This is a genomic window from Streptomyces sp. 2-1, from assembly GCF_048564895.1.
Taxonomy (GTDB): domain Bacteria; phylum Actinomycetota; class Actinomycetes; order Streptomycetales; family Streptomycetaceae; genus Streptomyces; species Streptomyces phaeochromogenes.
This window is the reverse complement of record NZ_CP183383.1, coordinates 4,463,799-4,483,894: the sequence shown is the minus strand read 5'-3', so window position 1 is coordinate 4,483,894 and position 20,096 is coordinate 4,463,799. Positions and strand designations below refer to the sequence as shown.

At 71.0% G+C, this 20,096-nt stretch carries 16 protein-coding genes and 1 tRNA gene; 11 read left to right on the top strand and 6 right to left on the bottom strand.

Annotation, left to right across the window (positions count from 1 at the left end; all coding sequences use genetic code 11):
• Position 1 precedes the first annotated feature (1 nt).
• From ACN20J_RS19665 to ACN20J_RS19640, 6 genes are all read left to right on the top strand, one after another.
• Positions 2-1,657 carry a beta-N-acetylhexosaminidase gene (locus ACN20J_RS19665; protein ID WP_190227713.1) on the top strand — a complete coding sequence of 552 codons (1,656 nt, stop codon included), beginning with the start codon at positions 2-4 and terminating at the stop codon, positions 1,655-1,657.
• A gap of 276 nt (positions 1,658-1,933) precedes the next feature.
• Complete coding sequence (locus ACN20J_RS19660) at positions 1,934-2,827, top strand: FAD binding domain-containing protein (protein ID WP_189843456.1); 894 nt, start codon at positions 1,934-1,936, stop codon at positions 2,825-2,827.
• Positions 2,824-4,386, top strand: coding sequence for a (2Fe-2S)-binding protein (locus ACN20J_RS19655; protein WP_419666434.1), 1,563 nt, complete (start codon positions 2,824-2,826; stop codon positions 4,384-4,386). Before ACN20J_RS19660 ends, ACN20J_RS19655 begins: the two co-directional genes overlap by 4 nt.
• Positions 4,383-6,692 (top strand): xanthine dehydrogenase family protein molybdopterin-binding subunit, encoded by a 2,310-nt coding sequence (locus ACN20J_RS19650; protein WP_189843454.1) that lies wholly within the window; start codon positions 4,383-4,385, stop codon positions 6,690-6,692. Before ACN20J_RS19655 ends, ACN20J_RS19650 begins: the two co-directional genes overlap by 4 nt.
• Complete coding sequence (locus ACN20J_RS19645) at positions 6,689-6,811, top strand: hypothetical protein (protein WP_259333955.1); 123 nt, start codon at positions 6,689-6,691, stop codon at positions 6,809-6,811. Before ACN20J_RS19650 ends, ACN20J_RS19645 begins: the two co-directional genes overlap by 4 nt.
• Positions 6,812-7,080: 269 nt before the next feature.
• A complete protein-coding gene (locus ACN20J_RS19640; RefSeq protein WP_190227715.1) occupies positions 7,081-8,256 on the top strand; it encodes an SUKH-4 family immunity protein in 1,176 nt (391 codons plus the stop codon).
• A 133-nt stretch (positions 8,257-8,389) separates the two neighbouring features.
• Here the strand turns inward: ACN20J_RS19640 and ACN20J_RS19635 are convergent.
• Positions 8,390-8,461, bottom strand: a tRNA-Cys gene (locus ACN20J_RS19635).
• A gap of 291 nt (positions 8,462-8,752) precedes the next feature.
• Here ACN20J_RS19635 and ACN20J_RS19630 point away from each other — a divergent pair.
• The 4 genes from ACN20J_RS19630 to ACN20J_RS19615 all read left to right on the top strand — a co-directional run bounded on the left by ACN20J_RS19630 (position 8,753) and on the right by ACN20J_RS19615 (position 14,447).
• Positions 8,753-10,258, top strand: coding sequence for an MFS transporter (locus ACN20J_RS19630; RefSeq protein ID WP_419666433.1), 1,506 nt, complete (start codon positions 8,753-8,755; stop codon positions 10,256-10,258).
• Positions 10,259-10,524: 266 nt separating this feature from the next.
• On the top strand, positions 10,525-12,324 hold the full coding sequence (locus ACN20J_RS19625; RefSeq protein ID WP_055614608.1) for a DEAD/DEAH box helicase: 1,800 nt from the start codon (positions 10,525-10,527) through the stop codon (positions 12,322-12,324).
• Between the two features lie 407 nt (positions 12,325-12,731).
• A complete protein-coding gene (locus ACN20J_RS19620) occupies positions 12,732-13,373 on the top strand; it encodes an IclR family transcriptional regulator (RefSeq protein ID WP_143632657.1) in 642 nt (213 codons plus the stop codon).
• A 282-nt stretch (positions 13,374-13,655) separates the two neighbouring features.
• A complete protein-coding gene (locus ACN20J_RS19615; protein ID WP_189843451.1) occupies positions 13,656-14,447 on the top strand; it encodes a PDZ domain-containing protein in 792 nt (263 codons plus the stop codon).
• A gap of 28 nt (positions 14,448-14,475) precedes the next feature.
• Here the strand turns inward: ACN20J_RS19615 and ACN20J_RS19610 are convergent, their stop codons facing one another.
• The 5 genes from ACN20J_RS19610 to ACN20J_RS19590 form a co-directional block, all read right to left on the bottom strand.
• Entirely contained in the window at positions 14,476-15,444 is a 969-nt protein-coding gene (locus ACN20J_RS19610) for a glycine betaine ABC transporter substrate-binding protein (RefSeq protein WP_419666432.1), read from the bottom strand.
• Positions 15,441-16,355, bottom strand: a complete 915-nt coding sequence (locus tag ACN20J_RS19605; protein WP_419666431.1) for an ABC transporter permease — start codon at positions 16,353-16,355, stop codon at positions 15,441-15,443. The genes ACN20J_RS19610 and ACN20J_RS19605 overlap by 4 nt, the downstream gene beginning before the upstream one ends.
• Complete coding sequence (locus tag ACN20J_RS19600; protein WP_190228230.1) at positions 16,352-17,578, bottom strand: betaine/proline/choline family ABC transporter ATP-binding protein; 1,227 nt, start codon at positions 17,576-17,578, stop codon at positions 16,352-16,354. The genes ACN20J_RS19605 and ACN20J_RS19600 overlap by 4 nt, the downstream gene beginning before the upstream one ends.
• A gap of 85 nt (positions 17,579-17,663) precedes the next feature.
• Entirely contained in the window at positions 17,664-18,311 is a 648-nt protein-coding gene (locus ACN20J_RS19595) for an ABC transporter permease (protein ID WP_189843447.1), read from the bottom strand.
• Positions 18,312-18,352: 41 nt separating this feature from the next.
• Positions 18,353-18,826 (bottom strand): Lrp/AsnC family transcriptional regulator, encoded by a 474-nt coding sequence (locus tag ACN20J_RS19590; protein WP_055617039.1) that lies wholly within the window; start codon positions 18,824-18,826, stop codon positions 18,353-18,355.
• A 122-nt stretch (positions 18,827-18,948) separates the two neighbouring features.
• Here ACN20J_RS19590 and hppD point away from each other — a divergent pair, with 122 nt between their 5' ends.
• The gene (gene hppD, locus ACN20J_RS19585; RefSeq protein ID WP_189843446.1) at positions 18,949-20,094 is read left to right on the top strand and encodes a 4-hydroxyphenylpyruvate dioxygenase; all 1,146 of its coding nucleotides are present in this window, start codon (positions 18,949-18,951) and stop codon (positions 20,092-20,094) included.
• The last annotated feature ends 2 nt before the right edge of the window (positions 20,095-20,096 follow it).

Here is a 20,096-nt window from a genome sequence, read left to right as displayed (position 1 = left end):
CATGACCACCTCGGAACTGATTCCCGGGCCGCAGACCACGTCGACCTGGGGCGACGGCGTTTTCCCGCTCGACGAGGAGACGACCCTCACGGCGGGGCCGGAGACCGACGGCACCGCCCGCTGGCTGCGCGCGGTGCTCGTCGCCGCCACCGGGCTTCCCCTGCGCGAGGGCGAACCAGGGCCGCCCGGGCACGCGGCGGAGAACTCCGTCGAACTGCGCCTCGACCCGCAACTGCCCCCCGAGGGCTACCGGATCACGGTCCGAGACCGGCGGGCCCTCGTCACCGGAGGCGGCCCGGCCGGCGTGTTCTGGGGCGCCCAGACGCTACGGCAGCTGCTGGGCCCCGACGCCTTCCGGCGCGCCCCTCTGCGGCGCACCGGCTGGCAGTTGCCGGAAACCGAGATCCAGGACGCCCCGCGATTCGCCTGGCGCGGCCTCATGCTCGACGTCTCACGGCACTTCATGCCCAAGGACGGTGTCCTGCGCTATCTCGACCTGATGGCGGCTCACAAGCTGAACGTCTTCCACTTCCACCTCACGGACGACCAGGGCTGGCGTATCGAGATCAAGCGGTACCCGAAGCTCACGGAGACCGGATCGTGGCGGGCGCGCACCAAATTCGGCCATCGTGCCTCGCCCCTCTGGGAGGACAAGCCGCACGGGGGCTTCTACACCCAGGACGACATCCGCGAGATCGTCGCCTACGCCACCGAGCGGCATATCGCCGTCGTCCCCGAAATCGACATCCCGGGGCACTCGCAGGCCGCCATCGCCGCATATCCGGAACTCGGCAACACCGACGTCATCGACACGACCTCCCTCTCAGTCTGGGACACCTGGGGCGTCTCGAAAAACGTACTCGCCCCCACTGACAACGTCCTTCGCTTCTACGAGGGCGTCTTCGAGGAAGTCCTCGACCTGTTCCCCGCGGACGCGGCCGGCTTCTCGGAGTTCGTCCACATCGGCGGCGACGAGTGCGCCAAGGACCAGTGGGAGGCGTCACCGACCGCGAAGGCGCGGATCGTGGACCTCGGGCTCTCGGACGTGGACGAACTCCAGTCGTGGTTCATCCGCCACTTCGACAACTGGCTGGCCGCGCGCGGGCGTCGGCTGATCGGCTGGGACGAAATCCTGGAGGGCGGCCTCGCCCCCGGCGCCGCCGTGTCCTCGTGGCGCGGCTACCGGGGCGGCATCACGGCAGCGCGGGCGGGCCACGACGTCGTCATGTGCCCCGAGCAGCAGGTCTACTTGGACCACCGTCAGCACGGCGGCCCCGACGAGCCCGTGCCGATCGGCTTCGTACGCACCCTTGAGGACGTCTACCGCTTCGAGCCCGTTCCACCGGAGTTGACCTCCGATCAGGCGCGGCACGTCCTGGGCACGCAGGCCAACCTGTGGACCGAGGTCATGGAGGACCGCACACGCGTCGACTACCAGGCGTTTCCCCGGCTCGCCGCCTTCGCCGAGGTCGCCTGGAGTGCCCTGCCCGACCCCGCGGAGCGCGACTTCGCCGGCTTCGAGCGGCGGATGACCGCCCACTACGGGCGACTTGACGCCCTCGGCGTCTCCTACCGGCCCCCCACCGGGCCGTTGCCGTGGCAGCAGCGTCCCGGAGTGCTCGGACGCCCGATCGAGGGAGCGCCCCCGAACGTGTGAGGTGCCTCCCAAGGGGTGTCGCCCGAAGCGGTTGCCCTGGGACGGTGACCCTCAAGGAGAAAGGCCCCAAGGGTCATCGAAGGCTGCCAATTCGCGCTGACGGGCGATGTGGTGCGAAAACGGACCATCCGCTGGTGGCGGTAGGAATGCCTCCTAGCGGACCCCCGCGCCGAGGGGCGGGGAAGATGTGCCAGAGTTGCCACGTCCGCCCTGTCAGCACGTACCGTACGGCAACACAGGTGGGACCAGGTGGGGCAGCGGGAAGGGGCAGCCGGTTTGACCACGCACGCACCGCAGGCGGCGCAGGCCGTGACGCTGCCCGCCTCGCTGGACGAGGCCGTGGCGGCTCTCGCAGCCATGCCCGCGGCCGTTCCCGTGGCCGGCGGCACCGACCTCATGGCCTCCGTCAACTCCGGGCAACTGCGGCCCGCCGCGCTCGTCGGCCTCGGCCGGATCAGCGAGATCCGCGGCTGGCAGTACCAGGACGGCCACGCGCTCCTCGGCGCGGGCCTCACCCACGCCCGCATGGGACGCCCCGACTTCGCCGCCCTCATCCCCGCCCTCGCGGCCGCCGCCAGGGCCGCGGGACCGCCGCAGATCCGCAACGCGGGCACCCTCGGCGGCAACATCGCCTCGGCGTCCCCCACGGGGGACGCGCTTCCCGTGCTCGCCGCACTGGAGGCGACGCTCATCATCGCGGGCCCGGGCGGCGCCCGCCGTGAGATCCCCGTCTCCCACCTGCTCGCGGGCATGGAGATGCTCCGCGGCGGCGAACTCATCGGGTACGTGCGCGTGCCGCTGCTGCACGCCCCCCAGGTCTTCCTGAAGGCGACCGGACGGACCGGGCCCGGGCGCGCCATCGCGTCCGTCGCGCTCGTCCTCGACCCCGCCAGGCGCGGAGTGCGGTGCGCCGTGGGCGCCATAGCGCCCATGCCGCTGCGGCCCCTGGACGCCGAGCAGTGGGTCGCCTCGCTGATCGACTGGGACAACAACCGCGCGATCGTGCCCGAGGCGCTGCACGCCTTCGGGGAGTACGTCGCCGCGGCCTGCATCCCGGACCCCGCGCCCGCCGAGGACGGCTCCGTCCAGCAACTGCCACCCGCCGTACTGCACCTGCGGCGCACCGTCGCCGCGCTGGCCCGACGAGCACTGGGGAGGGCACTTTCGTGACCGACGACCAGCACGGAGAGAGCGGCCCCCAGTCGGGCAGCCGCTGGGACCCGCTGCCCCAGGGCGACTACGACGACGGCGCCACCGCCTTCGTCAAGCTCCCCGAAGGGGGCATCGACGCCCTCCTGGCCGACTCGCCGCTCGCCGCGCCCGGCCACGGCTACGTACCGCCGCCGATAACGGTCGCGCCCACGGACGAGGGCGCCGACCCGGCCGCGCCCGACGCATGGGCCGCGCCGCCCCAGGGCACCGAGGGCGGGCAGCCGCAGGCCGTGCAGTGGCCCGACCCCAACGCCCTGCCCGAGGAGCACCGCCAGGGCGCCCAGGACGCTTTCGCGTACAACCCGGGGGCAACAGGCCAGTGGACCTTCGACGAGCCCTCACAGGGCGGCCAGGGCGGTCACGGGGACCAGGGCGCGCCGGGCCAGGACGTGACCGGACAGTGGTCCATTCCCGTCGCCGACGGTGATCTGCCCGACGAGTCCGGCGAGTTCACGACCTCGGCCCTGGTCGAGCAGTGGGGCGGGACCCCTCCGGCCACGCTGCCGGGCGGAGCGGCGGCGCCCTGGGCCAACGAGCCCTGGGCCCAGCAGCCGGCTCCCGAACAGCAGCCGCCCGCCGAGGAGGCCGCGGCCCACGCCGAGCACGGCACCGCCGGGCCCACCGCCGCGGAGATCGAGGCGGCCGAGATCATCGACGTCTCCGGAGAGCACGCCGACGAGATCGCGGTCTCCGTGGACCGCGAAGAATCGATGCGCGAAGGCACGATGCGCGAGGAGCCGGGTGAGCCACCGGCCGGTCACGGCCCCCCGGAACGGGCCGACGAGCCCGAAGCGCGTCCCGAGGAGCCCGAGTCGGCCGCCGACGCCGCCGAGGGACCCGCGGCCGACGACACGCCGGGTGCGCCCGCGCACAACGACCACCCCCTGGCCTCGTACGTCCTGCGGGTGAACGGCGTAGAGCGGCCCGTGACGGACGCCTGGATCGGCGAATCGCTGCTCTACGTACTGCGCGAGCGGCTCGGACTCGCGGGCGCCAAGGACGGCTGCTCGCAGGGCGAGTGCGGGGCCTGCAACGTGCAGGTGGACGGCCGGCTCGTGGCGTCCTGCCTGGTGCCCGCCGTGACCGCCGCCGGCAGCGAGGTACGCACCGTCGAGGGGCTCGCCGCCGACGGGCAGCCCTCCGACGTCCAGCGGGCGCTCGCCAAGTGCGGCGCCGTGCAGTGCGGGTTCTGCGTCCCGGGCATGGCGATGACCGTGCACGACCTCCTTGAGGGCAACCCGGCGCCGACCGAACTGGAGACGCGCCAGGCCCTCTGCGGCAACCTGTGCCGCTGCTCCGGCTACCGGGGCGTCCTGAACGCCGTGCGCGAGGTCGTCTCCGAGCGAGAGGCCCACGCGTCCGCCGACAACGCCGTGGACGACGCCGACTCCGCGCCCTCCGCGGATGCCCGTATCCCGCACCAGGCGGGCCCGGGCGCCGGAAGCGTCAACCCGTCCGCGTTCGAGTCACCACAGCCGCACCAGCAGCCCTACGGCCAGGACGGAGGCCAGGCGTGAGCAACGACACCGCCACCGCGACCACCGCGGAGCCCGGCACCGTCCCGGAGCCGCTGCCCCACGGCCTCGGCGTGTCCCTGCCGTCCGCGGAGGCCCGCGCCAAGACCGAGGGCACGTTCCCGTACGCGGCCGACCTGTGGGCCGAGGGCCTCCTGTGGGCCGCCGTCCTCAGATCACCGCACCCGCACGCGCGCATCCTGTCCATCGACACCACCCACGCGCGCGAGATGCCCGGCGTACGGGCCGTCATCACCCACGAGGACGTGCCCGGCACCGCGCTGCACGGCCGCGGCAGAGCCGACCGTCCGGTGTTCGCCTCCGAGGTCGTACGCCACCACGGGGAGCCCATCGCGGCCGTCGCCGCCGACCACCCCGACACCGCCCGCATGGCCGCCGCGGCCGTCATCGTCGAGTACGAGACGCTCGACCCGGTGACCGACCCGGAGCAGGCCTTCGAGGCCGAACCCCTGCACCCCGACGGCAACCTGATCCGCCACATCCCGCTGCGTCACGGCGACCCGGACGCGGCGGGCGAGATCGTCGTCGAGGGCCTGTACCGCATCGGACGCCAGGACCCGGCCCCGATCGGCGCGGAGGCCGGTCTCGCCGTGCCCCGCCCCGACGGCGGGGTCGAGCTCTACGTGGCGTCCACCGACCCGCACGCCGACCGCGACACGGCCGCCGCCTGCTACGGCCTGGAACCGGAGCGCGTGAAGGTCGTCGTCACCGGCGTGCCCGGCGCCACCGCCGACCGAGAGGACCAGAGCTTCCAGCTCGCTCTCGGACTTCTTGCCATGAAGACCGGATGTCCGGTCAAACTCACCGCGACGCGCGAAGAGTCCTTCCTGGGGCACGCCCACCGGCACCCGACGCTCCTGCGCTACCGGCACCACGCCGACGCCGAGGGCAGGCTGGTCAAGGTCGAGGCGCAGATCCTGCTCGACGCGGGCGCGTACGCCGACACGTCGTCCGAGGCTCTCGCCGCCGCCGTCTCCTTCGCCTGCGGCCCCTACGTCGTGCCGAACGCCTTCATCGAGGGCTGGGCCGTCCGCACCAACAACCCGCCCTCCGGGCACGTACGCGGCGAGGGCGCCATGCAGGTGTGCGCCGCCTACGAGGCCCAGATGGACAAACTGGCCAAGAAGCTGGGCGTCGACCCGGCCGAACTGCGCCTGAGCAACGCGCTGGCCACGGGGGACGTGCTCCCCACCGGCCAGACCGTGACGTGCCCCGCCCCGGTCGCCGAACTGCTCCAGGCCGTCCAGGACTTCCCGCTGCCCGCCCTCCCGAAGGACACGCCCGAGGACGAGTGGCTGCTGCCCGGCGGACCCGAGGGCGCCGGCGAACCCGGAGCCGTACGGCGTGGCGTCGGCTACGCCCTGGGCATGGTCCACATGCTCGGCGCCGAGGGCGCGGACGAGGTCTCGACCGCCACCGTGAAGGTCCACGACGGCATCGCCACCGTGCTCTGCGCGGCCGTGGAGACCGGGCAGGGCTTCACCACGCTGGCCCGGCAGATCGTCCAGGAGACGCTCGGCATCGAAGAGGTGCACGTCGCCTCCGTGGACACCGATCAGCCCCCCGCGGGGCCCAGCTGCCGCGGCCGCCACACCTGGGTGTCCGGCGGCGCGGTCGAACGGGCCGCCAAGATGGTCCGTACGCAGCTGCTGCAGCCCCTGGCCCACAAGTTCGGGATGTCCACCGAGCTCCTCCAGATCACCGACGGCAAGATCACCTCGTACGACGGTGTCCTGTCGACGACCGTCACGGAGGCGATGGACGGCAAGGAGCTGTGGGCCACCGCTCAGTGCCGCCCGCACCCCACCGAGCCGCTCGACGGCACCGGCCAGGGCGACGCCTTCGTGGGGCTCGCCTTCTGCGCGGTCCGCGCGGTCGTCGACGTCGACATCGAGCTGGGTTCGGTACGGGTCGTGGAGATGGCGCTCGCCCAGGACGTGGGCCGGGTGCTGAACCCCGCGCAGCTCGCCTCCCGGATCGAGGCCGGTGTCACCCAGGGCATCGGCGTCGCCCTCACGGAGAACCTGCGCACCGCGCGCGGGCTGGTGCGCCACCCCGACCTCACGGGCTACTCGCTGCCGACCGCCCTCGACACCCCCGACATCCGCATCGTCAAGCTCGTCGAGGAGCGTGACGTGGTCGCGCCCTTCGGCGCGAAGGCCGTCAGCGCGGTGCCGGTGGTCACCTCCCCGGCCGCGGTCGCCTCCGCGGTACGGGCGGCCACGGGGCGTCCGGTGAACCGGCTGCCGATAAGGCCCCAGGCGGCCGTGGTGACGGCGACCCAGTGACCCCTCCCGAGCCGCCGCGCTACGAACCGGGGCCGGGCGTCGGGAAACTGATGCTGTGGGTGCTGGTGTTCGTGGTGGCGGCGGTCGTGGTTGTCGCGGGCGGCGTGTATTTCGGCTGAGGTGAGGTCCGGATCCGGCCGAGGGCTGTCGGCTGCCGACTGCCGGTGATCCGCTGGTCACGGCGGTGCCGGGGCGTTGTCAGTGGTGCCGCGTAATGTTCTGGGCAGTGGGGAGGACCGCTGGGCGGCGGGGCATCTTCCACGGGTTCTCCATGCGTTTTCCGTGAGTCTGTCCGCAGGCTCTGTTCGTGGGTTTCCGTGGAGTTCCCTGAGCGTGCCGCCCGGTCCGGTCCTGCCGGGGGCTGTGAACAACCATGCGCGGGGGAACGATGAGCACGACGGACGCCGGCATCAAGACGATCACTCTGACCGAGGACGAACTGGACCCGTACGTCACGCACGCGGCAACGCGGCGCTGGCTGGCGGGCCCCGGACTGCCGGACGACGGCGGCCTGTTGACCTTCGAGGCGCTGCGCACGGACGGCCCCCGGACAGTGGCGGACTCGACCGGGGACCCGGACCTGCTCGCGGAGGACCTCCGGGACCTGCTGGTGATAGGCGCGCTGCTCGGCGGCCCCGCCGACGCCGAGACGGAGTCGGTGCTGCTCGACGGAGCGACGGGCGAGGTCTCCACCACGTACTTCTTCCACGACCGCCCCGACCTGATGGACCGTCGCCCGCTCGCGCCCTCCCTCCAGGCGCTGACGGAGTTCGTGGCGGCGACGGAGGAGATGGCGGCCAGACGCGGCCGGTTCGCCTCCTACGAGGGCCGGTTCGGGCCGAAGGCCGTGGCCGCGATGTCGCAGCAGCTGCTCGCGGTCTTCGAGGAGGGCACCGGCGGCGAGGTCCCGCCGTTCTGGCGGATGGCCGCGCTGATCCGCCCGCTGGCCCTCGTCGCGGGCCCGCCCGCCGACGAGACCCTGACCCTGGACCTGCCCGACCGGCTGCTGGACCAGGAGTTCGGCCAGGGCCGGGTCGTGCGCTTCGAGGACGTCGACTTCCCGGCGGCGCTGGCGCACGAACCGACCCGCCGCTTCCTGCGCGACACGGGCCTGCCCGAGGACGGCTTCCTCTTCCAGCTGGACACGGACGTGCCGCTGCCGACCCTCGCCGAGTACTACGAGGACGAGCGCCCGGGCGAGTACACCGCCGCCGAACTCCCCGACGGCTCCGACCACTTGATACGCCTCGGCCACCTCATCGAGGACAACAGCCTGGTCGTCGACGGCTCGACGGGCGCGGTCCTCAACTGGAGCGAGCCCGAGGCCACCCTGCACGCCCTCAACACGGACGTCTCCACCCTGGCCTTCACCCTCTGGCTGCTCCACCGCGAGAAGGCCATCGACGGCACCCTGTCCCACGAACTGACGACGGAGGCCTACGACCAACTCGCCACGACGATGACGCAGACCCTGTCGACGGTCGACCCCACGGGCTCCGCCTCCGCGGCGGACTGGCACTACTGGACGGAACTGTTCCAGGACGAGGCGGGCGGGGTGCTGTGAGCGCCTCCCGTGCACGGGGGCGTGCCGCCGCTTGATCCAGTCGCGTACGGCCGCCGCGGGGCGTCCTACGCACGGCCGCCGCACACGCGTCGGGGCCGACCGCCTGACAGCGGTCGACCCCGACACCGAACAGAGGCCGTGGCGGGAATTGAACCCACGTGCCTCGCTTTGCAGGCGAGTCCCTAAGCCACTCGGGCACACGGCCAAGCTTGAGTCCGGGGTTGCGGTGACCTGGTCACTCTGTGACCCGATCACCCGGTGTTCCCGGTGTTCCGGACTCGTTGTGTCGAACGTACGGCGCTGTCGGCAGGGGCTCAAGGGAACGGGCGGGGCTGCAATGGGACTGCCATACGGCGTTCATGAAAGGAGGCGGGGAGGGGGAGAGGAGGAGAGCTGAGGGCGGGTCGGGCGAGGGTGGTCGTACGACCAAGGTCCCGGGGGAGGTCCCGTCTCTGGACAGGGGTCAATGTCAGTCGTGCCCCTTACGCTGGCGGGCATGACCACCCTGGAACCGAGCGACACCGGCGTCGCTGAGACCCCGGCCGACCTGGCCGACCCTGCCGACCCGGCTGCCCCCGGGACATCGGCCGTGCAGAGTCCGGCGGTCGAAGCCGGCGCCCGCGAAGGTGTCCTCGGGCGTGCTCACCGGGCGCTCAGTGTCGGGATCGTGTCCGTCGTGCTGCTGATCGCCTTCGAGGCGACTGCTGTTGGGACGGCTATGCCGGTGGCGGCGCGGGAGCTGGGCGGGGTCTCGTTGTACGCGTTCGCGTTCTCCGGGTACTTCACGACGAGTCTGTTCGGGATGGTGCTGGCCGGGCAGTGGTCGGACCGTGCGGGCCCGCTGGGGTCGCTGACGGCGGGGATCGGGGCGTTCGCGGCGGGGCTGCTGCTGTCGGGGACGGCCGGGGCGATGTGGCTGTTCATCCTCGGGCGGGCCGTGCAGGGGCTCGGCGGCGGGCTGGTGATCGTCGCGCTGTACGTGGTCGTGGGGCGGGCCTATCCGGAGCGGTTGCGGCCGTCGATCATGGCGGCGTTCGCGGCGAGCTGGGTGATCCCGTCCGTTGTCGGGCCGCTCGCCTCCGGCGCGGTGACCGAACACCTCGGCTGGCGCTGGGTGTTCGTCGGGATACCGGTTCTCGTCCTGCTGCCGCTGGCGTTCGCGCTGCCGCAGATACGGCGGCGGGCGTCCGGCCCGGCCGGGGGAGCCGTGGCCGCGCCCTTCGACCGGCGGCGCATCCGGCTGGCGCTGGGCATCTCGCTGGGCGCCGGGCTGCTGCAGTACGGGGCGCAGGACCTGAGGTGGCTGTCGGTGGTCCCGGCCGTGGCGGGGGTCGCCCTCCTGATCCCGGCGGTGCTCGGGCTGCTGCCCAGGGGGACCTACCTGGCGGCGCGCGGGCTGCCGTCCGTCGTGCTGCTGCGCGGGATTGCCGCCGGGTCCTTCATCGCGGCCGAGTCCTTCGTGCCGCTGATGCTGGTCACCGAGCGGGGGCTCTCGCCGACACTGGCCGGATTCTCACTGGCGGCGGGCGGGGGCACCTGGGCGCTGGGTTCCTTCGTGCAGTCCAGGGCGCGCGTGGAACCGTACCGGGACCGGCTGATGATGCTGGGCATGGTCCTGACCGCGGCCTCCATCGCCGCCGCGCCGAGCGTGCTGATCGACGGGGTGCCGGTGTGGACGGTCGCGGTGGCCTGGTCCTTCGGCTGCTTCGGCATGGGCCTGGTGATCTCCTCCACCAGCGTCCTCCTGCTCCACCTCTCCGCCCCCGAGGAGGCCGGCACCAACTCCGCCGCCCTCCAGATATCCGACGGCCTCTCGAACGTCCTCCTCCTCTCCGCGGGCGGCGCGGCCTTCGCGGCCCTGGGCGGCGGCACGGTCACCCACGCCGCCACGAACGCCTCCGGCGGCCATCCAGCCGCCTTTGCCGCGGTGTTCCTGCCGATGGCCGGGGTGGCGCTGGTGGGGGCCTGGGTGACCACACGGCTGCGGACCGACTCCCGCTGAGCGCGGGGGCGTCGCGTGGCTGATGGCCCGGGTGAAGTCCCGCCCGGCCCCCGGCGAAGCCCTGCCCCGGCCCAGGCGAGCCTCGCCCCGCCGACGAGAACAAGCCGCTCCCACTCCACGGAGTTCTCTGTGACCTGAGTCCCATCCAAGGGTGACCCCGCGTCGTCCGCGCGTTGACGTGGTGGGGCCGCCGGTAGGGTGGCCCGGTTGTCATACGCAGCCGATGCCACACGCCAGCCGAGCCGCTCAACCACCCCACGGAGACCGTGACTACCACCGCCGCCAGTGCCACCTCCTCGCACCACCTGTCACCCGCGTTTCCCGGGCGGGCCCCTTGGGGCACGGCCAGCAAGCTGCGTGCCTGGCAGCAAGGTGCGATGGAGAAGTACATCCAGGAGCAGCCGCGTGACTTTCTCGCCGTCGCCACACCCGGAGCCGGCAAGACGACCTTCGCGCTGACGCTCGCCTCCTGGCTGCTGCACCACCATGTCGTGCAGCAGGTGACCGTGGTCGCGCCGACCGAGCATCTGAAGAAGCAGTGGGCGGAGGCGGCCGCGCGGATAGGGATCAAGCTGGATCCCGAGTACAGCGCGGGGCCGCTCAGCAAGGAGTACCAGGGCGTCGCGGTCACGTACGCCGGTGTCGGCGTGCGGCACATGCTGCACCGCAACCGCGTCGAGCAGCGCAAGACCCTGGTGATCCTCGACGAGATCCACCACGCCGGTGACAGCAAGTCATGGGGCGAGGCCTGCCTCGAAGCCTTCGAGCCCGCCACCCGCAGGCTCGCGCTCACCGGTACGCCCTTCCGGTCCGACACCAACCCCATCCCCTTCGTCACGTACGAGGAGGGGCGCGACGGGATCCGACGGTCCGCCGCCGACTACACGTACGGGTACGGGAACGCGCTCGCCGACCACGTCGTGCGGCCCGTCATCTTCCTCTCCTACAGCGGCAACATGCGGTGGCGTACGAAGGCGGGGGACGAGATCGCCGCCCGGCTCGGCGAGCCGATGACCAAGGACGCGATCTCGCAGGCCTGGCGCACCGCCCTCGACCCGCGCGGCGAATGGATGCCCAGCGTGCTGCGCGCCGCCGACCAGCGGCTCACGGAGGTCAGGAAGGGCATCCCGGACGCCGGCGCCCTCGTCATCGCCTCCGACCAGGAATCTGCCCGCGCCTACGCCAAGCTCATCCGTGACATCACCGGCAGCAAGGCCACCCTCGTCCTCTCCGACGACACGGGCGCGTCCAACCGCATCGACGAGTTCAGCCACAGCGACGACCGCTGGATGGTCGCCGTCCGCATGGTCTCCGAGGGCGTCGACGTGCCCCGGCTCGCGGTGGGCGTCTACGCGACCACCATCTCCACGCCGCTTTTCTTCGCCCAGGCCGTCGGCCGCTTCGTACGGTCCAGGCGGCGTGGCGAGACCGCCTCCGTCTTCCTGCCGACCGTTCCCGACCTCCTCACCTTCGCCAACGAGATGGAGGTCGAGCGCGACCACGCCCTCGACAAGCCCAAGAAGGAGGGCGAGGAGGACCCGTACGCCGAATCCGAGAAGGAGATGGAGGAGGCGAACAAGGAGCAGGACGAGGACACCGGGGAGCAGGAGCAGTTCTCCTTCGAGGCCCTGGAGTCCGAGGCCACCTTCGACCGGGTGCTCTACGACGGCGCCGAGTTCGGCATGCAGGCCCACCCGGGCAGTGCGGAGGAGCAGGATTACCTCGGTATTCCGGGGCTCCTCGAACCCGACCAGGTCCAGCTCCTGCTCCAGAAGCGGCAGGCCCGGCAGATCGCGCACAGCCGCAAGAAGCCGGACGACGAGGCCGACCTTCTCGAACTGCCCGCCGAGCGGCGGCCCGTGGTCTCCCACAAGGAGATGCTGGAGCTCAGGAAGCAGCTCAACACGATGGTCGGCGCGTACGTCCACCAGAGCGGCAAGCCGCACGGTGTGATCCACACCGAGCTGCGCCGGGTGTGCGGGGGGCCGCCGAGCGCGGAGGCCACCGCCGGGCAGTTGCGCCAGCGGATCGCCAAGGTGCAGGAGTGGGCCACCCGGATGCGGTGACCGCGCCCCGGTCCGTCCCGCCCGCCCCGGTACGTTCACGTGAGCGCCGGTGTCGTCATGACACCGGCGCTCACGCGTGTGCGCGCTCTGTGCAGGGCTCGTGCACGCCCAGTGGTGTGCGCCGGATATTTCAGGGCGAAAGTGAATCTAACTCCGGGTAACCGAACCCGGTCCGTACCTGCGAACGCCCGGATTCTGGACGGAGACTTCCGCTGAGCGAACCAGCTCGCTACTGTCCCGCTACGCACACGCCCCGTGGCAGCGCCGCCGCGGAGCGCAGCCGGTGCCCGCCCCGGACAGCCCGGGACGCTGCCGAACCGGCGGCCTCTGACGCGCGTCGCCGATGGGACCGGTGACGCATCCGCCGCGTAGGGGCCGTCGACTCTCACCACTAAGGAGTGGGCGTCGTGACCGCGGAAACCTCCCAGACGCTCGACCGGGGACTGCGTGTCCTCAAACTGCTCGCCGACACCGACCACGGTCTGACCGTCACCGAGCTGTCCAACAAACTCGGAGTCAACCGGACCGTCGTGTACCGCTTGCTCGCCACGCTGGAACAGCACGCCCTCGTACGTCGTGACCTGGGCGGCCGTGCCCGTGTCGGGCTCGGCGTGCTGCGGCTCGGGCGGCAGGTGCATCCGCTGGTCCGCGAGGCCGCGCTGCCCGCGTTGCGGTCGCTGGCCGAGGACATCGGGGCGACCGCCCATCTCACGCTGGTCGACGGTGCGGAGGCGCTCGCCGTCGCCGTGGTCGAGCCGACGTGGACCGACTACCACGTGGCCTATCGCGCCGGGTTCCGGCATCCGCTCGACCGGGGGGCCGCCGGCAAGGCGATCCTCTCCGCGCGGGCCGCTTCCGCGGAGGAGCCGGGGTACACCCTCACCCACGGGGAGCTGGAGGCGGGCGCCAGTGGGGCGGCTGCGCCGCTGCTCGGAGTGACCGGGGTGGAGGGGAGTGTGGGGGTGGTCATGCTTGCGGATGCTGTGCCTGAGCGGGTGGGGCCGCGGGTCGTTGATGCGGCTAAGGAAGTGGCCGAGGCCTTGCGGTGATCTGAGCTCAGGGGGTTGGGGGTGCCGTGGGGGCTGGTCGCGCAGTTCCCCGCGCCCTTAAAGGATTGCGCCGTTCCCCGCGCCCCTGGAATCGCGTGGTTCCCCCAGCCTCTGGAAGGTGCGCGGTTCCTCGCGCCCCCAAAAAGACTGCGCAGTTCCCCGCGCCCCCAAAAAAAGTCGCCCAGCCTCCCGCGTCCCCGAAGGCGCTCCGCTCCCTGTCGCCCCTGCCGTGATCCGTGGGTGGCCCCCGGCCGGAAATCGGTCTCGCGTTAGATTGATCCCGTGCTCTCTCGTCTCACGCGTCTCCAGGCTGTCGGTGTCTGTGCTGTTCCTGTTGTGGCGCTGCTTGCTACGGCGGTGTTTGTGCCGTTGCCGTTTTCGGTGGCTCAGCCGGGGATGACGGCGAACGTGCTCGGTGAGAACAAGGGTGATCCGGTCATCACGATCACCGGGGCGGACACCCACAAGACGCGCGGCCAGCTGCGGATGACGACCATCGAGGCGACCGGGCCCGACCAGGACGTGAGCCTGGGCGATGTGCTCGACGGCTGGTTCCGCACCGACCAGGCGATCATGCCTCGCGACTCCGTCTACCCGAGCGGCGACAGCGTGAAGGAGATCGAGGAGCACAACGCCGAGGAGATGAAGAAGTCCCAGGACACCGCCACCGAGGCCGCCCTCAATCATCTCGGTGAGAACTCGGGCGACATCAAGGTCACCCTGAAGCTCGCCGACGTCGGCGGACCCAGCGCCGGGCTCCTCTTCTCCCTCGGCATCGTCGACAAGCTGGACGGCGACGGCAGCGGCGGCGATCTCACCGGAGGTCGCAACATCGCCGGCACCGGGACCATCGACGCCGACGGGAAGGTCGGCGCGGTCGGCGGCGTCGCCCTCAAGACGCAGGCCGCCCGCCGCGACGGCGCCACGGTCTTCCTGGTCCCGAAGGCGGAGTGCTCGGACGCCGAGTCGAACCTCCCGAAGGGCCTCCGCCTCATCCCGGTGACCACTCTGAAGGGCGCGGTTGCCGCCCTGGTGGCCCTGGAGAAGGGCCAGGGCTCCGTCCCGAGCTGCTAGCGGAAGCGACCCCCGGGGGAGCCCCCGCTCAGCCCTCCTTAACGAACCCCTCGTCCTTCATCCAGTCCAGCGCCACCGTGTGCGGATCCTCCCCGTCCACGTCCACCCGCGCGTTCAACTCCTGTGCCACGTCGTTGTTCAGGCGTCTGGTGATCGGGTCGAGGACCTGCGCGATCGCCGGATACTTCTTCAGCGCCTTGGAGTTGATCTCCGGAGCCACGTTGTAGTTGGGGAAGAATTTCCTGTCGTCCGCCATCACGACCAGGTTCATCGACTTGATGCGCCCGTCGGTGGTGAAGACCTCCCCGTAGGTGCAACTTCCCTTCGCCACCTGGGTGTAGATGATCCCGGTGTCCATCTGCGTGATGTTCCCGGCGGGCAGCTTCATGCCGTACGCCTTCTCCATGCCCGGCAGCCCGTCGGCCCGGTTGGCGAACTCGCTCTCCACGCAGAGCGTGACCGCCTTCGGGTCGGACTTCGACAGCGCGGCCACGTCGGAGAGGGTCTTCGTGCCGTACTTCTTGAAGTTGGCCTGGTTCATCGCGAGGGCGTACGTGTTGTTGAGTGCCGACGGCGGCAGCCAGGTCAGGCCGTTCTTCCGGTCGGCCTCGCGTACTGCCTCCCACTGCTTCTGCGGGTCGGTGACGGGATCGTTGTTGCCCTGGTACGTGATCCAGGCGGTGCCCGTGTACTCGTACATGCCGTCCGCGTCCCCGCTCTTGACGGCCTCGCGGGCGCCGATGGAGCCCTGGATGCCCGTGCGGTCCAGCACGTTCGCGCCGGCCGCCTCGAAGGCGATGCCCATGATCGCGCCGAGGATCAGCTGCTCGGTGAACTCCTTGGAGGTGACGGTGAGATCGGCGCCCTTGAGCGGTTTTCCCTGCCCGATCGAGCCGGGCTCCACGTCGTCGACCATGGGCGAGCCGCTGGTCAGCCCGCACCCGGCCGTGGCCGCCAGCACGGCCCCGGCGGCCACCAGGCCCGTACGCCGTCTCATGTCCCCGCCTCCAACCCGCGAGGGCTGAGGAGGAGTTCGGCAAGCGAGGCCAGCCAGTCGACCAGCAGGGCGAGGGACACGGTCAGGATCGAGCCGAGCACCAGAACCGGCATCCGCTGGTTGGTGATCCCGGTCGTGATCAGTACGCCGAGACCGCCGCCCCCGCCGAAGGTGGCGAGGGTCGACGTGCCCACGTTCAGGACGAGGGCCGTACGGACGCCTGCGAGGATCAGCGGTACGGCGAGGGGCAGTTCGACACGGGTCAGCACTCCCACCGGCGACATGCCGATGCCCCGGGCGGCCTCCACCAGCGTCGGGTCGTTCGCCTTGAGCCCGGCGATCGTGTTCGACAGGACCGGCAGGACGGCGTACGCGATGATGCCGATCAGCGCCGCCTTCCGCCCGATGCCCAGCCAGATCACGAGCAGCGCCAACAGGCCGATCGCAGGGGTCGCCTGTCCCATGTTGGCGAGGGCCATGGCGGCCGGGGTCGCCTTCCGGAACGCTCCGCGGGTCAGCAGAATGCCCAGCGGGATCGCGATGATCAGCACGAAGAACGTGGAGATCACGGTCAGTTCGATGCTCTGCCGCAGCGCCTTCCACACCTGGCCGCCCGACAGCGCGTTCTCCGAGAGCGGGTCCAGCTCCGCCTGCTGGAACCAGAGCCAGGTGGTGAGCAGCACGACAGTGAGCACGGCGGGCAGGAAGGTCAGCTTCTGCCAAGTCACCCGTGAGGCACGGGACTTGCCGGGCGGGGGCGCCTTCGTCTCCTCGAACCCGGAGTCCGTACCGAAGTCCGTACCAGGGTCCGTACCGGAGTCCGTCCCGGAGCCCTCGCCGCCCGGGTCCGTCCCGGAGCCCTCGCCGCCCGGGTCCGTCCCGGTGCCGTGGCCGGTCTCCGGGGCCCTCACGCCTTCGCCTCCCCGCCGGGACCGGCAGCACCGTCGACGCCCTCCTGCGCGTGACGGGTCTGCGCCGCGCGCGTCTCCTCCAGTTCGTGCTGGTGCTCGATCGCGTCGAGCCGGTCGGCCTCCAGCAGCTCGTGCACGGAGTTCATCAGCGTCTCCATGTCCACGACGCCCGTGTACTCCCCGCGCCGCCCGGTCACCACGACCCGCCCCGCGTTGTCGATGAGCACGGCCTCCAGCGCGTCCCGCAGCGTCGCGTCCCGGGTCACCGTGTCGTGCACCAGCGTGCCCGCCCGGGCCAGCGAACCCTTGGCCCGCATCAGGTCCCCGCGCCGCAGCCACTTGTAGGGCCGCCCGCGCCGGTCGAGCAGCAGGATCTCGTTCGTACCGCTCGACCGGAGCTTGTTGAAGATCTCCTGGAGCGGGTCGTCGACGGTCACCGTCGGATAGTCGGTGATCTCCACGTCCCGTACGCGCGACAGGTTGAGCCGCTTCAACGCGGCCCCGGCGCCCACGAACCCGGACACGAAGTCGTCGGCGGGGTTGGTGAGGATCGCCTCCGGAGTGTCGAACTGGGCGATGTGCGACTGCTCCCGCAGCACGGCGATCCGGTCGCCCAGTTTGATCGCCTCGTCGAAGTCGTGGGTGACGAAGACGATCGTCTTGTGCAACTCGTGCTGGAGCCGGATCAGTTCGTCCTGGAGGTGGTCGCGGGTGATCGGGTCCACGGCACCGAAAGGCTCGTCCATCAGCAGCACGGGCGGGTCGGCGGCCAACGCCCGGGCCACGCCCACCCGTTGCTGCTGCCCGCCGGAGAGCTGGCGTGGATAGCGGTCGTGGAACTCGCCCGGGTCGAGACCGACCAGATCGAGCATCTCCTCGACCCGGGCGTTGATCCGTGCCTTCGGCCACCCCACCATCCTCGGTACGAGGGCGATGTTCTGGGCGACCGTCATGTGCGGGAAGAGCCCCGAGGCCTGGATCGCGTAGCCGATCTTGCGGCGCAGCTTCACGGGATCCATGTCGGTGACGTCCTCGCCACCGATCCTGATCCGCCCGCCGGTCGGCTCGATCAGCCGGTTGATCATCTTCAGGGTGGTCGACTTCCCGCACCCCGAGGGGCCGACGAAGACGACGAGCTCGCCGGCGTTGATCTCCATGTTGACGCTGTCCACGGCGGGGTCGGAGCTCCCCGGATACCGCTTGGTGAGGTTCTCCAGCTCGATGGTGGCGCCGGTGGTGGCGTTCGCACCCGTGGTCGTGGCGGTGGCGGTGGCGGTCGCGGTGCCGGTCGCGGTGGCGGTGGTCGGCTCAGGCACGGATCCCCCTCGGAATGGTCAGCCGCCCGATGAGGACGTACGCGGCGTCGAACAGCAGGGCCAGGACGATGATCCCGAGCGTGCCCGCGAGGACCTGGTTGAGCGCGTTCTTGCTGCCCAGGGAGGCGATGCCGCGGAAGATCTCGTTGCCGAGACCCGGCCCCGAGGCATAGGCGGCGATGGCGGCGATGCCCATCAGCATCTGTGTGGAGACCCGGATCCCGGTCAGGATCGGCGGCCAGGCGAGCGGCAGTTCGACCCGCAGGAGCCGGGCGAGCCGCGACATCCCGATACCGGTGGCCGCGTCGACGAGCGAGGGATCGACCCCCCGCAGCCCCACGATCGAGTTGCGCACGATCGGCAGCAGCCCGTACAGGGTCAGCGCGATCACCGTGGGCGGAACCCCCAGCCCCACGATCGGGATGAGCAGACCGATCATGGCGAGCGAGGGAATGGTCAGCAGGGTCGCCGTCGTGGTCGTGGCCAGGTTCCCGCCCCACTCGCTCCGGTAGGTGACGACACCGACCACCACACCGATCACCGTGGCGACGACCATGCACTGGAAGACGGCGCTGGCGTGCTGGTAGGCGTCGGCGAGGAGCTGCTGATGGCGACTGCTCACGTACTCCCAGAAGCTCACCCGCGTTTCACCCCACTGTCGCCTCAGCCATCACTGTCGCCTCAGTCGTCGTCCTCCGCGGCCTGCTCCACCAGCGGGATGATCCGCAGCGGCACGGGGTTCTCCATGACGATCGCCGTGGAGGCCCGGACGATGCCATCAAAACCGACAACCCGGTCGATCACCCGCTGAAGATCGGCGTTGGACCGCGCCACGAGTCGGCACAGCATGTCCCCGCCGCCCGTCGTCGTGTGCAGCTCCAGCACCTCGGGCACGGTCGCCAAGTGCGCCCGTACGTCCGTGCCTTGGCCCTGCCGGATCTGCAGCGTCGCGAAAGCGGTGACGGGATAGCCGAGGGCCGCGGGATCCACCTGCGGCCCGAACCCCCGGATGACTCCATTCGACTGAAGCCGGTCGAGCCGCGCCTGCACGGTCCCGCGCGCGACCCCGAGCCGCCGGGACATCTCCAGCACCCCGATCCGCGGCTCCCGTGCGAGCAGCACCAGCAGCCGCCCGTCCAGATGATCGATCGCCATGAAGGCCTCCGAGGTGGTCATCCTGTACACAAAGCCCGGCCCGGCAGGCATTTCACTGCACATATTGCCCAGCAGATCCGCAAACTATTGCGCACCTTGCCGAAGGGGGAGAGCCTGCGTCCATGACTCAGACCACTCACCACACCCCCGAGACCGCGCGGCAGGCAGACCCCTTCCCGGTCAAGGGAATGGACGCGGTCGTCTTCGCCGTGGGCAACGCCAAGCAGGCGGCGCACTACTACTCCACCGCCTTCGGCATGAAGCTGGTCGCCTACTCCGGACCGGAGAACGGCAGCCGCGAGACCGCGAGCTACGTCCTGGAGAACGGCTCCGCCCGCTTCGTCCTCACCTCCGTCATCAAGGCGGCCACCCCCTGGGGCCACTTCCTCGCCGAACACGTGGCGGAGCACGGTGACGGCGTGGTCGACCTCGCCATCGAGGTCCCGGACGCCCGCGCCGCGTTCGCCTACGCCGTCGAGCACGGCGCCCGCCCGGTCACCGAGCCCTACGAGCTGAAGGACGAGCACGGCACCGTCGTACTCGCCGCCATCGCCACGTACGGCAAGACCCGCCACACCCTGGTCGAGCGCACGGGCTACGACGGCCCCTACCTCCCCGGGTTCACGGCCGCGGACCCGATGGTCGAGCCGCCCGCCCACCGCACCTTCCAGGCCATCGACCACTGCGTCGGCAACGTGGAACTCGGCCGGATGAACGAGTGGGTCGCCTTCTACAACAAGGTCATGGGCTTCACGAACATGAAGGAGTTCGTGGGCGACGACATCGCGACCGAGTACAGCGCCCTGATGTCGAAAGTCGTCGCGGACGGCACGCTCAAGGTCAAGTTCCCGATCAACGAGCCCGCCATCGCCAAGAAGAAGTCCCAGATCGACGAGTACCTGGAGTTCTACGGCGGCGCCGGAGTCCAGCACATCGCGCTCAACACGAACGACATCGTGGAGACCGTACGGACCATGCGCGCGGCCGGAGTCCGGTTCCTCGACACCCCGGACTCCTACTACGACACCCTCGGCGAGTGGGTCGGCGACACCCGCGTGCCCGTCGACACCCTGCGCGAACTGAAGATCCTGGCCGACCGCGACGAGGACGGCTACCTGCTCCAGATCTTCACCAAGCCGGTCCAGGACCGCCCGACCGTCTTCTTCGAGATCATCGAACGCCACGGCTCGATGGGCTTCGGCAAGGGCAACTTCAAGGCCCTCTTCCAGGCGATCGAGAGGGAGCAGGAGAAGCGCGGCAACCTGTAGGC

Excerpts from the sequence above, each read along its gene's own strand:
- ACN20J_RS19665 (WP_190227713.1), top strand. The coding sequence starts at position 2 with ATGACCACCTCGGAACTGATTCCCGGGCCGCAGACCACGTCGACCTGG.
- ACN20J_RS19640 (WP_190227715.1), top strand. The coding sequence starts at position 7,081 with ATGAGCACGACGGACGCCGGCATCAAGACGATCACTCTGACCGAGGAC.
- ACN20J_RS19630 (WP_419666433.1), top strand. The coding sequence starts at position 8,753 with ATGACCACCCTGGAACCGAGCGACACCGGCGTCGCTGAGACCCCGGCC.
- ACN20J_RS19610 (WP_419666432.1), bottom strand. The coding sequence starts at position 15,444 with ATGAGACGGCGTACGGGCCTGGTGGCCGCCGGGGCCGTGCTGGCGGCC.
- ACN20J_RS19590 (WP_055617039.1), bottom strand. The coding sequence starts at position 18,826 with ATGGCGATCGATCATCTGGACGGGCGGCTGCTGGTGCTGCTCGCACGG.
- hppD (WP_189843446.1), top strand. The coding sequence starts at position 18,949 with ATGACTCAGACCACTCACCACACCCCCGAGACCGCGCGGCAGGCAGAC.